The organism is Kitasatospora sp. NPDC059812, from assembly GCF_042732075.1.
GTDB lineage: Bacteria > Actinomycetota > Actinomycetes > Streptomycetales > Streptomycetaceae > Kitasatospora.
Genome location: NZ_JBHWIO010000012.1, coordinates 1 through 13846 on the forward strand (window position 1 = coordinate 1; position 13846 = coordinate 13846).

Sequence of the window (13846 nt, forward strand, 5' to 3'; positions counted from 1 at the left end):
CGATCCGACAACCGCTCACCCGCACACGACTTGACCTGCCCCACCCTCGCCACACCACAACCAACGAGACAGACACACCAAAGTCACTGGCATTGCGGCTAGGCCCTGTCCGGACACGCCGAAGGCCGGCCGGGTCGGTAACCCCTTGACCCGGCCGGCCTTCGGTGTGCTGCGCTGTGTGTGCCGTGCTGCCGCGCTGCTGGGGCGGCGTCAGATGCTGGCGACCACCCGGTCGGCGAGGACGTAGACGGCCTCCTCGTCGGTGGAGAAGGTCAGCGAGTACGAGCCGGAGAAGCGCGAGCCGCCGAGCAGTCGGACGTGCTCACCGGCACGGACCGCGTCGATCAGCCGGTAGGCGGCCTCCCGGTCGCCCGGGGCCACGCAGAGCGTGGTGCCGTCGGCGAAGGCGTACACGTCCAGGGTGCCCAGCGGGCCCGGGCGGACGTCGATCAGGGCGACGGCCTCGTCGGCGAGGGTGGCCAGCCGGGTGTCGGTCCACTCGCGGGACGGCGCCTGGCTGGGCACGAAGTCGGGGTGGGAGGGGTGGCGGCGCGGGTCGGGCGCGGCGACCGGGGCGTCCTCGACGGCCTGGTCGGCGTCCAGCAGCCCGGCCTCCAGGCCGGTGGCCAGCAGGTCGGCCTCGCGGCGGGCGCGGGCGTCCCCGGTGGGCTCGGCGGAGCCGGTGGAGCCGGCGGAGGAGGTGCCGGAGCCCTGGCCGGGGAACAGCGACGAGCCGCCCTCGGGACCGGGCTCGGCGGGGCCCTCGTTGATCAGGTCCTCCAGCGCGGAGCGCAGCGCCTCGCCGAACTCCGGGTCCATGGTGCCGGCGTTGTCGACGGCGTCCTGCGGGCCGGTGGGGCGGGGGAAGAACAGCGGCCACTCATCGGTGCTGGCGAACGCGCCGGTGTACGGGGAGTCGAACAGTGGCGCGTCCTCGGCCGCGCGGGCCTCCTGCTCGGCCCAGAACGCCCGGGCCTCGGTGATCTCCCGCTCGCGGTCGGCGGCGAGTGCCTCGGTGACGGCCTGGCGTATCGCGGCCTGGTCCACCGGGGCGGGTGCGGCCTGGGCCGCGGCCTGCGCGTCCAGCCGGCGGGAGAGTCCCCGGAGGTGGAGCAGCACGGCGGTCGACACGGTGATCAGGATCAGCAGCAGGATGGTGTAGACGGCGCTCACGGAACGTACTCCTAGCGAGGAGCGGAACGGGGTTACGTGTCCACACTGCCGCATCCGGGGCTGTTGCCGCAGTGGCGAATGTCTAATTTGTGGGGGACTTTCGCTCTTGTCCCCAAATTGTTAGGTAACACCGTTCTACGCAGTGGAGTTGATCCGCTCCGCAGTGTCGATTTCCGGGCCGAAAACGAGCGAAAAGAGGGCCGGATCGACCTCGCGATGTGATCCGGCCCTCAATTACTCACGGTCACTCCAAATGGGTGGTCCAGACCCTTTCGGGGTGGCTCGGCGGGGTCAGCTGAGGCGCTCGATCACCATCGCCATGCCCTGGCCGCCGCCGACGCACATGGTCTCCAGGCCGAACTGCTTGTCGTGCCACTGCAGGGAGTTGATCAGGGTGGTGGTGATCCGGGCGCCGGTCATGCCGAACGGGTGGCCGACGGCGATCGCGCCGCCGTTGACGTTCAGCTTGTCCAGGTCGATGCCGAGATCCCGGTAGGACGGGATCACCTGGGCGGCGAAGGCCTCGTTGATCTCGACCAGGTCGATGTCGTCGATGGTCAGGCCGGCCCGCCGCAGCGCCTGCCGGGAGGCCTCGACCGGGCCGTAGCCCATGATCTCGGGGGAGAGCGCGCTGACGCCGGTGGAGACCACCCGGGCGAGCGGGGTGATGCCCAGCTCCCGGGCCTTGGTGTCGGACATGATGACCAGCGCGGCGGCGCCGTCGTTCAGCGGGCAGCAGTTACCGGCGGTCACGGTGCCGTCCGGTCGGAACACCGGCTTCAGGCCGGAGACGCCCTCCAGCGTGACGCCGGCGCGCGGGCCGTCGTCCTTGCTCACCACGGTGCCGTCCGGGAGCGTCACCGGGGTGATCTCGCGCTCCCAGAAGCCGGCCTTGATGGCGGCCTCGGCGAGGTTCTGCGAGCGGACGCCGAACTCGTCCTGCTCGGCGCGGGTGATCCCCTTGAGCGCGGCCAGGTTCTCGGCGGTCTGGCCCATCGCGATGTAGGCGTCCGGCAGCAGGCCGTCCTCGCGCGGGTCGTGCCACTCCCCGCCGCCCTCCTCGGCGCGCTTGGCGGTGCGGGCCTGGGCCTCGTCGAAGACCGGGTTCGTGGTGCCCGGCATGCCGTCCGAGGTCCCGTTCACGCTGCGCGAGACGGTCTCCACGCCGGCCGAGAGGAAGACGTCGCCCTCGCCGGCCCTGATCGCGTGCAGTGCCATCCGCGTGGTCTGCAGCGAGGACGAGCAGTAGCGGGTGATGGTGGCGCCGGGCAGGTAGTCCATGCCCATCTGGACGGCCACGATGCGGGCCAGGTTGTGGCCCTGCTCGCCGCCGGGCAGGCCGCAGCCGAGCATCAGGTCGTCGATCTCGCGCGGGTCGAGCTGCGGGACCTTGGCCAGCGCGGCCTGGATGACGTGGGCGGTCAGGTCGTCGGGGCGGACGTCCTTGAGCGAGCCCTTGAAGGCCCGGCCGATCGGCGAACGGGTGGCGCTGACGATGACGGCTTCGGGCATGGCGGGCTCCTCGCTGGGTGACGGCGGACTGGCGTCCGGGAGGAAAGTTACCGCCTGGTAGATCAGGCGTCACCCGTCCCGGCGTGTGAGCTGGCCGACGTGTCGCCGGCCTCTGGAACGGCTCCTTCCCGGGCCTCCTCGGGCGCCCACGAGCCGGGCAGCCCGACCCGCAGCCGGTGGCGCAGCAACGCCCAGCGGCGGCCGGCGCCCTCCGTCTCGACGGCCGCGACCTCGGTGCCCGAACGCCCGGCCGCGGCGGCGGCGGCCATCGCCACCGGCAGCACCGTCCCGCCCGGCACGGGTGCGGCCGGGCGCTCCTCCTCCGGCCAGAGGCCGAGCGCGGCGCACACCGAGGGCAGCACGGCCATCGCGGCCGTCGCGTAGCCCTGGGCGGACGGGTGGTAGCGGTCGGCGGCGAACATCTCCGGGCGCGCCGCGAACTCCGGGCCCAGCAGCGAGCCCAGCGAGACCGTCCGGCCGCCGGCCTCCACGACCGCGATGGTCTGCGCGGCCGCCAGCTGGCGGCTCAGCCGGCGGGCCACCCAGCGCAGCGGCGGGTGCACCGGCTTGATCGTCCCGAGGTCCGGGCAGGTGCCGACCACCACCTCGCAGCCGTTCGCCCGCAGCGCCGCGACGGCCTCGCCGAGCTGGCGGACGGCCAGCTGGGCCGGGCTGTGCCGGGTCACGTCGTTGGCGCCGATCATGAGCACGGCGACGTCCGGGTGGTGCGGCAGCGCCTGCTCCAGCTGGCCCGAGAGGTGGGCGGAACGGCCGCCGGAGCGGGCCACGTTGACCAGCCGGACCGGGCGCTCGGCCACCGAGGCCAGGCCCGCGGCCAGCAGCGCACCCGGGGTCTCCCGGGCCCGCAGCACACCGAGGCCGGCGCCGGTGGAGTCGCCGAGGACGGCCAGCACCAGCGGCGGCTGCGTGGCGGCGGAGCTGTCGGCGAAGGCCTCGCCGTAGACGCCGTCGGCCTTGGGCGGATCGCCCTCCAGCACGCCGATGGCCTGGATCGCCAGCTTGCTCTCGGTGAGCAGCACGCCCACCAGTCCCACGCCCAGCAGGCCGAGCCCGCCGCCGCCGTACGCCGCCGCGGTGGCGATCCGGCGGGCCACCCGGGCCCGCGAGTCCTGTGCCCCTGGCATCCGATGCCCCCTTCGCGTCCTGGTGCCGCCCCCTCCGGGGCCATGGCGATGCCTGCACCCCCCTCCTACCCGCGCGGGGGCCGGGGCTACCTGCGGGGCTGGGCCATTGGGGGAGGGGGGCGGGTGGCGGGGCCGCCGCGCGGGGCCGGGGCGGGGCGAGGGGCGGGTGGGGCGGAAGGGCGGGCTGGGGCGGGCGGCACGGCCTAGGCTTTGCAGTACCGAAAGCACTCGCATGCCCACAACCGGGAGGACCCCCGTGCGGTACCACAACTCGATCATCGACCTCGTCGGCAACACGCCGCTGGTCAAGCTGAACAAGGTCACCGAGGGCATCAGCGCGACAGTGCTGGCGAAGGTCGAGTACTTCAACCCCGGCGGCTCGGTGAAGGACCGCATCGCGATGCGCATGATCGAGGCCGCCGAGGCCTCGGGCGCCCTGAAGCCGGGCGGCACCATCGTCGAGCCGACCTCCGGCAACACCGGTGTCGGCCTGGCGATCGTGGCCCAGCAGAAGGGCTACAAGTGCATCTTCGTCTGTCCGGACAAGGTGTCCACCGACAAGATCAACACCCTGCGCGCGTACGGCGCCGAGGTGGTCGTCTGTCCCACCGCCGTGGCCCCCGAGCACCCGGACTCGTACTACAACGTCTCCGACCGGCTCGTCCGGGAGACCCCGAACGCCTGGAAGCCGGACCAGTACTCCAACCCGGACAACCCGGCCTCGCACTACCACTCCACCGGTCCGGAGCTGTGGGAGCAGACCGAGGGCCGGATCACCCACTTCGTGGCGGGCGTCGGCACCGGCGGCACCATCTCCGGCACCGGCAACTACCTGAAGGAGGTCTCGGGCGGCAAGGTCAAGGTGATCGGCGCCGACCCGGAGGGCTCGGTCTACTCGGGCGGCACCGGCCGGCCGTACCTGGTCGAGGGTGTGGGCGAGGACTTCTGGCCGACCGCCTACGACCGTGACGTCGCCGACGGCATCGTCGCCGTCTCCGACAAGGACTCCTTCCAGATGACCCGCCGCCTGGCCAAGGAGGAGGGCCTGCTGGTCGGCGGCTCCTGCGGCATGGCCGTGGTGGCCGCGCTGGAGGTGGCCAAGGGCCTGGGCCCGGACGACGTCGTGGTGGTGCTGCTGCCGGACGGCGGCCGCGGCTACCTGTCCAAGATCTTCAACGACGACTGGATGGCCGACTACGGCTTCCTGCCCTCGGCCACCGACGAGGCGCACATCGGCGAGGTGCTGGCCCGCAAGGACGCCATCGAGCACGAGGGCATCCCGCAGTTCGTCCACATGCACCCGAACGAGACGGTCGCCGAGGCGGTCCGGGTGCTGCGCGAGTACGGCGTCTCGCAGATGCCGGTGGTCTCCCCGGGGGCCGGGCACCCCGACATCATGGCCGGCGAGGTGATCGGCTCGGTGGCGGAGAAGCTCCTGCTGGAGGGCGTCTTCGCGAAGGAGATCGAGCTGACCGACACGCTGGACCGGGTGATGTCCAAGCCGCTGCCGGTCGTCGGTGCGGGCGAGACGGTCACCAACCTGATGACCGTGCTGGAGAAGGCCGACGCCGCGGTGGTGCTGGTGGACGGCAAGCCGCAGGGCATCGTCACCCGCCAGGACCTGCTGGGCTTCCTCGCCGGCCGCGCCGCGCACTGACCCGTCGGCGCCGGCCCTGACCGGCCCCGGCGGGCCCTGACCGACCCCGACCCCGCCACCGGCTCCGGTCGGCGGGGCGGACGAGGTTTCGCCCACGTTTTGCCCGCGGTTCGCCCACGGGCGAAGTGGTACACCGGCGTCACCTGCCCGCAGCACGCGGTTAACAACCGTCCGGCATCGTGGTGGTCAACGGCAAGACGCCGAGCGAGACGACGGCAACCGTCCGGGAGCGGCTCCCCGGCGGACGCGGTCGGCTCCGGACACGTCGGGCGGTCCTGACCCGGCCCGCCGTGTCCGCCCTCCAACCCGGCAACGGGGGAGAGGGGTCTCCGCGGGAGGTGCCGTCGTCCCGCCCCTGTCCGGCTGCGGCCGGTCGACAGGGTGCGGCGGCTCCCGCGGTACTGCGCGCCGCACGGCGCGTCTCCGCGGTTCCCGGGTGGGGGAACCGAGGCGGAGAACGGCAGGGCCGGTCCTTCTCCGAGGGACCGGCCCTTCCCGTACGCTCACACGCATGACCAGCACTGAAACCACCCAGGACGAGCCGCGCTACGTCCGGCTCAAGATCGAGCTCATCGCGGAGATCACCGACGAGGGCGCGCTCAAGGCGGCCGCCCTGAAGCAGGTGACCGAGGACGAGTACCTCGACGACGACGAGCGCGCCCAGTCCGTCGACGCCATCGAGGTGGACCCGTCGGGTTCGCTCGCCCACTTCATCGACCCGGTGGCGCTGCTCGGCGACGTGCCGGGTGTCGAACTGGCCTCGGCGACCTGGGAGTCGGCGCAGACCGAGTTCGACCCCGAGAACGAGGGTTGGGACGAGTACGTGGTGGACGAGTCCGCCGAGTAGCGGCCTCGCCCCGCGAGCTCGTCACCGCTCGTGAACGCCCGGTCTGCCCCGCAGGCCGGGCGTTTTTTCCCTGTTCACCGGGAAGTTGGGTCATCTCATACGATCGCTTACCCTTCGGAGGTGGAACCGTGCACGGGCGGATTGCGTTTCTGTATCCGTAAATGCCCGGGATGATCAGCAGGGAGACGCGACGTGACGGCACGGGACGGTCAGGGGCGGGCAGGCGGAGGCAACTGGAGCCGGCGCGGAGTGCTCGCGGGTCTGATCGGGGCGCCGGTCCTGCTGCTCGCGGCCTGCAACGACACCAAGAGCGCCGACGCCAACGGCTCGGGCGGTTCGGGCGGTTCCGCTGGAACCCCGGGCGCGGGCAGCGGCTCCGGCGGGACCAGCAGCGCGCCGAAGACCTCGACCGCCGTCATCACCGTCACCCCTGCGGACGGTGCCGCCTCCGCCAGCTTCAGCGAGCCGGTCAAGGTCACCGTCAGCAACGGCACCCTGGGCACCGTCAAGGTCACCGACTCCACGGGCAAGGAACTGGCCGGCCAGCTCGCCTCCGACGGCGCCAGCTGGACCTCGGCCGCCGCCCCCGCCAGCGGCACCAAGTACACCGTGGCCGCCACCGCCCTCGACAAGGACAAGCTGGAGGCGGACGCCAACGCCACCTTCACCACGGCCACCCCGGCCAACACCTTCGTCGGCTACTTCACGCCCGAGGACGGCTCGGTCGTCGGCGTCGGCATGCCCGTCTCGATCACCTTCAGCAAGCCGATCACCGACCGCAAGGCCGTCCAGCAGGCGATCACCGTGATAGCCGAGCCGGGCGTCGAGATCGTCGGGTACTGGTTCTCCAGCACCCGCCTCGACTTCCGGCCGCAGGAGTACTGGGCCAAGGGCACCAAGGTCACCCTCAAGCTCCGGCTGAAGGACGTCGAGGGCGCCAAGGGCGTCTACGGCACCCAGTCCAAGGACGTCCGCTTCACCATCGGCCGCGCCCAGACCAGCGTCGCCGACCTCGCCGCCAAGAAGCTCACCGTCACCACCGACGGCCAGGTCAGCGCCGTCTACAAGATCTCCGGCGGCTCGCCCGAGCACCGCACCTGGGGCGGCAAGATGGTGATCTCCGAGCAGTTCCAGCAGACCCGGATGAACTCGCAGACCGTCAACCTCGGCAGCGAGTACGACATCGCGGACGTGCCGCACGCCCAGCGGCTCACCACCTCGGGCACCTTCATCCACGGCAACTACTGGTCCTCGTCGTCGATCTTCGGCGGCCAGAACACCAGCCACGGCTGCATCGGCCTCCAGGACGCCAAGGGCGCGCAGGACGGCAGCACGGACGGCTACAAGTTCTACAAGAGTTCCATGGTCGGCGACGTGGTCGAGGTCGTGAACTCCGGTGACAAGACCGTCGCGCCGGACAACGGCCTGAACGGCTGGAACCTCGGCTGGGCCGCCTGGAAGGCCGGCAGCGCCGTCTGACGCCGGGAGCCGCCGGTCAGCGCGGGTCAGCGCTTGGCGTAGTCGGCGAAACCCTGCCAGTCGACGATCACGCACGGCTCGTCGCCGACGATCCAGGCATCGTGCCCGGGCGGGCAGATCATCAGGTCGCCCGGGCCGAACTCGGTCTCCTGACCGTCGTCCATGACGATCCTCATACGGCCCGAGACCACGTACCCCGTGTGGGCGGCCAGGCAGCTGTCGGTCTTGGCGATCGGCTTCACGTGCTTGGACCACTGCCAACCAGGGTGGAACACGGCCCGGCCCACCGGGCCGGCGTCCAGGTTGACCAGACGCAGTTCCCCCGTGCCCTCCTCGAAGGGGCGGACCTCCTCGGGGGCGTCGAAGCTCATGCGGACGAGACCGGACATGGCGCACTCCTCTCCCCACGGACGGCCCGGCCGTCCAGCGAGAGGAGGAGGCAGGCCCGTCTGCTGGCCCTTCCAGTCTGCGCCCCGACCGGCGGGCGGTCACCTCGGGTGGCCGGCCCGCCGGAACGGTCACGGACGGTCAGCCCTGCGTGCGGGCCACGCCGATCGGGCAGGAGGCGCCGGTGCCGCCGAGGCCGCAGTAGCCGTTCGGGTTCTTGGCGTCGGACAGGTACTGCTGGTGGTACGGCTCGGCCGGGTAGAACGGGCCCGCCGGGGCGATCTCGGTGGTGATCGGGCCGTAGCCGAGCGCGGTCAGGGCCGGCTGGAAGGCGTCCCGGCCGGCGGCCGCGGCGGCGGCCTGGACGGGGGAGTGGGTGTAGACGGCGGAGCGGTACTGGGTGCCGACGTCGTTGCCCTGGCGGTTGCCCTGGGTCGGGTCGTGCGCCTCCCAGAAGGTCTTCAGCAGCCGCTCGTAGGAGACCAGCGAGGGGTCGAACACCACCCGGACCGCCTCGGTGTGCCCGGTCAGCCCGCTGCACACCTCCTCGTACGTCGGGTGGGGGGTGTAGCCGCCCTGGTAGCCGACCAGCGTCGTCCAGACGCCGGGCAGGCGCCAGAACGTCCGCTCGGCGCCCCAGAAGCAGCCCAGCCCGAAGTCGGCCACCTCCAGGCCGTCCGGGTACGGCCCGGTGAGCGGGTGGCCGAGCACGGTGTGCGGCTCGCGCAGCGCGAAGCCCGGCGACTCCCGGCCGGGCAGCGCCTGGTCGGCGGGAACGAGCGAGGTCTTGTGGCGGTTGAACAGCACGGCCTGCTCCAGCTGGGTAGGGAGGGTTGCGCAGGATTCAACGCGGCGGGCCGCCCCCGGATTCCGGCGCCGCCCGGATTCCGCCGCCGCCCCGGTCCACGGCCGGCCCGGTTCACGGCGGGCTGGGACGTTCCGGAGGGCACCGGCCCGTACGGCCACTAGGCTCGACCCATGACCGAGCACCAGCTTCCCCAGGGCTTCGAGACCCTCGCCATCCACGCGGGTCAGGAAGCAGACCCCCAGACCGGGGCCGTCGTCACGCCGATCTACCAGGTGTCCACCTACAAGCAGGACGGGGTGGGCGGCCTGCGGGGCGGCTACGAGTACAGCCGCAGCGCCAACCCGACCCGCACCGCGCTGGAGGAGTGCCTCGCGGCACTGGAAGGCGGCGCCCGCGGCCTCGCCTTCGCCTCCGGCCTGGCCGCCGAGGACACCCTGCTGCGCACCATCCTCAAGCCGGGCGACCACATCGTGATCCCCAACGACGCCTACGGCGGTACCTTCCGGCTGTTCGCCAAGGTGCTGACCCGCTGGGGCGTCGAGTTCTCCGTCGCCAACACCCAGGACCTGGCGACCGTCCGCGCCGCGCTGCGCCCCAACACCCGCGCGGTCTGGGTGGAGACCCCGTCCAACCCGCTGCTGGGCATCACCGACCTGGCCGCGCTCGCCGAGGTCGCGCACGGCGCCGGCGCGCTGCTGGTGGTCGACAACACCTTCGCCAGCCCGTACCTGCAGCAGCCGATCGCGCTCGGCGCGGACGCGGTCGTGCACTCCACCACCAAGTACATGGGCGGCCACTCGGACGTGGTCGGCGGTGCGCTGGTGCTGGCCGACGCGAGCCTGGGCGAGGAGGTGGCGTACCACCAGAACGCGATGGGCGCCGTCTCCGGGCCGTTCGACGCCTGGCTGGTGCTGCGCGGCATCAAGACGCTGGGCGTCCGGATGGACCGGCACAGCGCCAACGCGGAGAAGGTCGCCGAGCTGCTGGCGAGCCACCCGAAGGTCAGCCAGGTGCTGTACCCGGGCCTGCCCGAGCACCCCGGCCACGAGATCGCCGCCAAGCAGATGAAGGCCTTCGGCGGCATGGTCTCGTTCCGGGTCCAGGGCGGCGAGGAGGCGGCGGTCGAGGTCTGCAACCGCGCGCAGCTGTTCACCCTCGGCGAGTCGCTCGGCGGCGTGGAGTCGCTGATCGAGCACCCGGGCCGGATGACCCACGCCTCGGTGGCCGGTTCGGCGCTGGAGGTGCCCGCCGACCTGGTGCGCGTCTCGGTCGGCATCGAGTCGATCGACGACCTGCTCGCCGACCTCAAGCAGGCGCTGGGCTAGGACGCGCCCAGAAGTCCGGAGCCTGTCGAAGATCTCCGGCCTCGGTGAGCAGTCCGGGGACCGCGATGGTCACCTGACGTGCTGCCGGCGCACTCGGCCGGAGGAGCCCCTGTCGGCTCCTCCGGCCGGTTCATTGCGTCGTGCCCTCACGCGCTCGCGCTGGAGCGGTCCTTCAGGAGCGCTTCCAGGAGGCGGGGGACGCGGGCGTGCAATCCTTGTTCGGGTCAGGCTTGCCGCGCACCAGGTCCCAGAGGTTCCATTCGCCCCACGTGGTCCATGAGTCCGCCGAGGCCCATGAGTGCGGCGGGCGCGGACACGGCTTCGGCGGGCACTTCTTGTCCTCGACCGTGATCGTCACACACGGGCAGTCCGCGGTCAGTTCGACCGTGGTCACCGCGGTCTGGGGCAGTTCGTAGCCGGGGGGAGCGGTGGTCTCCTGCCAGTAGTAGGTGCCGAACGGAAGGTTGTCCGCGGAGCAGACGCCGTCCGCCCCGGTGGTGCAGGGGGATCCGACGGGGGTGTCGGGGTTGGTGCCGGTGGTTTGGAGGCCGGGGGTGCCGTTGGTCTCGTGCCAGAGCTGGAAGGTGGCGCCGGCCAGTGGTTGTCCGGTGGCGGAGTCGACCTTGGTGACCGTGGTGGAGCCGGTCGGGGTGGTGGTCTTGGTGTCCTGGACGGTGACGGGGATGCTCTGTCCGTCGGTGTCGAGGACCACGGTCGTCACCGCGGGCTGCGGCAGGTCGTAACCGGGGGGTGCGGTGGTCTCCTGCCAGTAGTAGGTGCCGAGGGGGAGGCCGGTTGCGGAGCAGGTGCCGTTCGCTCCGGTGGTGCAGGGGGATCCGACGGGGGTGTCGGGGTTGGTTCCGGTGGTTTGGAGGCCGGGGGTGCCGTTGGTCTCGTGCCAGAGCTGGAAGGTGGCGCCGGCCAGTGGTTGTCCGGTGGCGGAGTCGGCCTTGGTGACCGTGGTGGAGCCGGTCGGGGCGATGGTCTTGGTGTCCTGGACGGTGATCGGGACGTTCTGTCCGTTGGTGTTGAGGACGACGGTGGTGACGTTGAGTTCCGGCAGGTCGTAGCCGTTGGGTGCCGATACTTCTTGCCAGTAGTAGGTGCCGAGGGGAAGGCCGGTTGCGGAGCAGGTGCCGTTCGCCCCGGTGGTGCAGGGGGATCCGACGGGGGTGTCGGGGTTGGTTCCGGTGGTTTGGAGGCCGGGGACGCCGTTGGTCTCGTGCCACAGCTGGAAGGTCGCGCCGGCCAGGGGCTGCCCGGTGGCGGAGTCGACCTTGGTCACGCTGGTGGACGCGGTCGGAGCGGTGGCTTTGGTGTCCTGGACGGTGATCGGGACGTTCTGTCCGTTGGTGTTGAGGACGACGGTGGTGACGTTGAGTTCCGGCAGGTCGTAGCCGGGGGGTGCGGCGGTTTCCTGCCAGTAGTAGGTGCCGAGGGGGAGGCCGGTTGCGGAGCAGACACCGTTCGCTCCGGTGGTGCAGGGGGAGCCGACGGGGGTGTCGGGGTTGGTTCCGGTGGTTTGGAGGCCGGGGACGCCGTTGGTCTCGTGCCACAGCTGGAAGGTCGCGCCGGCCAGTGGTTGTCCGGCGGCGGAGTCGACCTTGGTCACGCTGGTGGACCCGGTCTCGACGATCGGGGACTTGGTGTCCTGGACGGTGACCGGGACGTTCTGCCCGTTCGTGTCGAGGACCACGGTCGTCACCGCGGGCTGCGGCAGGTCGTAACCGGGGGGTGCGGCGGTCTCCTGCCAGTAGTAGGTGCCGAGCGGGAGACCGGCGGTGGAGCAGACGCCGTTCGCCCCGGTGGTGCAGGGGGCGCCCACCTCGGTGTCCGGGGTGGCCCCCGAGGTCTGGAGGCCGGGGACGCCGTTGGTCTCACGCCACAGCTGGAAGGTGGCCCCCGCCAGGGGCTGCCCCGTGACGGAGTCGACCTTCGTCACGCTGGTCGAGGCGGTGGGAGTGGGACTTCCGCACGCCGGAAGATCGCCGTTGAAGGGGTAGGCGTGGAACTCGGTCCCGGTCATCCCCGAGCCGGAGTTCTGCAGCAGCGAACCGGTGGTGAAGAACCGTCCGTTCAGACCGGGCAGGCTCATGGTGGCGGTGCTGGCCGGGTTGCCGACCAGCACACTGCCCTGGAACTGCCCCGATCCCTTGAGCGTGACGGACGTCGCGGCGGGGAAGTTCCACAGGAGGCGCTCGCGCAGCCGGTTCCAGGGATCGGTGTCCTGGAGGCTCCCGCTGTAGGTGTTGATGGTGCGGGCGCCGCCCACGAGGTTGACGAGTACCGTCGCGTTCGCGGGGATGCCGGCGAACGCGATGCCCTGGGTGGAGCCTCCGTTCCCGGCGATGTCGAAGTCGACGTTGAAGACCTGGAGTGCGGAGGTGCCGTCACCGGTGAACAGGGTCTGGAACCCCTGGTTGACCGCGGTTCCGGTGGCGGGGCGGGGTGTGCCGACCCCGGCGTAGCACTCGCTCGCCGTCTGCAGCTGGCCGCGCAGTGGCGTGTAGGCGGCTACGGCCTGCGCTTCCTGGACCTTCGTACCGACGATGGTGCCCGTGGCCGTGCCCGCGTAGCGGACGACGCCGCCCTCCGCCAGGAGCCTCTGCCCCGGGGCCACCGTGACGTTGCCTCCGGCGGTGAGGAAGTCGGCGCCGTCCGGCGGGGGGACCCGTGAGCCGACGCCGACGATGCCGATGTTGTAGACGGAGCTGGCTCCCGGGGCTTTGTTCAGGTCGAAGTTGCCGAGGGTCACCACGTGCCCCTCGGCCTCCGCGGCGGAACCGCCGACGTTGAAGTCGCCGCCGACGAAGATGTTGATTCCGGCGTCGCGGCCTGCGAAGGGACCGTTGTTGACCGGGGGGAACGTCGCGGGACAGTCCGCACCCAGGCACGGCCCGAGGCCGCCCGGGAGACCGGCCGCGTACGCGGCCGGTGGTGCGACGAGTGACATGCCGAAGGGCACGAGCGTCAGGGCCAGGACGGAACCCACCGTCCTGCCGAGTCGGCGTCTCCAGGTGACGGTGGTCACCGGGTTCTGACTGGGCTTCACCTCAGTCCTCTCACCATGTGGACCCAATGGGGCCCTCGGAGTGTTCCGGGCTGGAGGGCCGAGCATCGCGACTCACTGGTGTTGTCATCTGAAAATCGTGTTAATGCACCCGTTCGGCTGTGTGTCGACGGCCGATCGGTCCGGGCGCGAGGGACGGCCTCCGGCCGTCGGCGGTCACTGGCCCTGCTGGTCCGCCGTGTACGACTCCATCGCGTGGTTGAAGCGGGCCAGCAGGGCGCAGAACGCCTGCTGCTCCTCGGGCGGCCAGTCGGCCGTCAGGCGGCGGGTCAACTCGGCCCGCCCGTCGCGAACTTCGGCCAGTCGGCCGGAGCCGACCGGGGTCAGTGCGAGGCGTACGGCGCGGCGGGGGGGGGGGGCGCGCGCCCCCCCGCCGCCCCCCCCGCCCCCCCCCCCGCGCCGGCCCCGCGCGGCCGCGCGCGGGAGAGCGGGCCCGCGCCCCG

General features: G+C 71.9%; 10 protein-coding genes. 4 read left to right on the top strand and 6 right to left on the bottom strand.

Annotated elements, in window-relative coordinates; translation table 11 throughout:
* Positions 1 to 210 precede the first annotated feature (210 nt).
* The 3 genes from ACFV6D_RS08840 to ACFV6D_RS08850 all read right to left on the bottom strand — a co-directional run bounded on the left by ACFV6D_RS08840 (position 211) and on the right by ACFV6D_RS08850 (position 3830).
* Positions 211 to 1173: a hypothetical protein gene (locus ACFV6D_RS08840; protein ID WP_380558968.1), complete on the bottom strand. Its 963-nt coding sequence runs from the start codon at positions 1171 to 1173 to the stop codon at positions 211 to 213.
* A 291-nt stretch (positions 1174 to 1464) separates the two neighbouring features.
* Positions 1465 to 2685, bottom strand: a complete 1221-nt coding sequence (locus ACFV6D_RS08845; RefSeq protein ID WP_063348024.1) for an acetyl-CoA C-acetyltransferase — start codon at positions 2683 to 2685, stop codon at positions 1465 to 1467.
* Between the two features lie 62 nt (positions 2686 to 2747).
* Positions 2748 to 3830: an SGNH/GDSL hydrolase family protein gene (locus ACFV6D_RS08850; RefSeq protein WP_380494662.1), complete on the bottom strand. Its 1083-nt coding sequence runs from the start codon at positions 3828 to 3830 to the stop codon at positions 2748 to 2750.
* 232 nt (positions 3831 to 4062) lie between these two features.
* Between ACFV6D_RS08850 and ACFV6D_RS08855 the strand changes: the two genes are divergently transcribed.
* The 3 genes from ACFV6D_RS08855 (at position 4063) to ACFV6D_RS08865 (ending at position 7813) form a co-directional block, all read left to right on the top strand.
* Positions 4063 to 5487: a cystathionine beta-synthase gene (locus tag ACFV6D_RS08855; protein WP_380345769.1), complete on the top strand. Its 1425-nt coding sequence runs from the start codon at positions 4063 to 4065 to the stop codon at positions 5485 to 5487.
* Between the two features lie 511 nt (positions 5488 to 5998).
* Complete coding sequence (locus ACFV6D_RS08860) at positions 5999 to 6334, top strand: hypothetical protein (RefSeq protein WP_063348021.1); 336 nt, start codon at positions 5999 to 6001, stop codon at positions 6332 to 6334.
* Between the two features lie 192 nt (positions 6335 to 6526).
* On the top strand, positions 6527 to 7813 hold the full coding sequence (locus ACFV6D_RS08865; RefSeq protein WP_380377403.1) for an Ig-like domain-containing protein: 1287 nt from the start codon (positions 6527 to 6529) through the stop codon (positions 7811 to 7813).
* A 26-nt stretch (positions 7814 to 7839) separates the two neighbouring features.
* Here ACFV6D_RS08865 and ACFV6D_RS08870 read toward each other — a convergent pair whose 3' ends face one another.
* Both ACFV6D_RS08870 and msrA read right to left on the bottom strand, forming a co-directional pair.
* Positions 7840 to 8202 (bottom strand): cupin domain-containing protein, encoded by a 363-nt coding sequence (locus ACFV6D_RS08870; RefSeq protein ID WP_063348019.1) that lies wholly within the window; start codon positions 8200 to 8202, stop codon positions 7840 to 7842.
* Positions 8203 to 8341: 139 nt separating this feature from the next.
* Entirely contained in the window at positions 8342 to 9007 is a 666-nt protein-coding gene (gene msrA / locus ACFV6D_RS08875) for a peptide-methionine (S)-S-oxide reductase MsrA (protein WP_063348018.1), read from the bottom strand.
* Between the two features lie 171 nt (positions 9008 to 9178).
* Between msrA and ACFV6D_RS08880 the strand changes: the two genes are divergently transcribed.
* Positions 9179 to 10333, top strand: coding sequence for a cystathionine gamma-synthase (locus ACFV6D_RS08880; RefSeq protein WP_063348017.1), 1155 nt, complete (start codon positions 9179 to 9181; stop codon positions 10331 to 10333).
* Between the two features lie 172 nt (positions 10334 to 10505).
* On the opposite strand, the gene ACFV6D_RS08885 is transcribed toward ACFV6D_RS08880, so the two are convergent.
* Positions 10506 to 13385 carry a SpaA isopeptide-forming pilin-related protein gene (locus ACFV6D_RS08885; protein WP_380558970.1) on the bottom strand — a complete coding sequence of 960 codons (2880 nt, stop codon included), beginning with the start codon at positions 13383 to 13385 and terminating at the stop codon, positions 10506 to 10508.
* Positions 13386 to 13846: the final 461 nt, after the last annotated feature.

Excerpts from the sequence above, each read along its gene's own strand:
- ACFV6D_RS08850 (WP_380494662.1), bottom strand. The coding sequence starts at position 3,830 with ATGCCAGGGGCACAGGACTCGCGGGCCCGGGTGGCCCGCCGGATCGCC.
- ACFV6D_RS08860 (WP_063348021.1), top strand. The coding sequence starts at position 5,999 with ATGACCAGCACTGAAACCACCCAGGACGAGCCGCGCTACGTCCGGCTC.
- ACFV6D_RS08845 (WP_063348024.1), bottom strand. The coding sequence starts at position 2,685 with ATGCCCGAAGCCGTCATCGTCAGCGCCACCCGTTCGCCGATCGGCCGG.
- ACFV6D_RS08870 (WP_063348019.1), bottom strand. The coding sequence starts at position 8,202 with ATGTCCGGTCTCGTCCGCATGAGCTTCGACGCCCCCGAGGAGGTCCGC.
- ACFV6D_RS08855 (WP_380345769.1), top strand. The coding sequence starts at position 4,063 with ATGCCCACAACCGGGAGGACCCCCGTGCGGTACCACAACTCGATCATC.
- ACFV6D_RS08880 (WP_063348017.1), top strand. The coding sequence starts at position 9,179 with ATGACCGAGCACCAGCTTCCCCAGGGCTTCGAGACCCTCGCCATCCAC.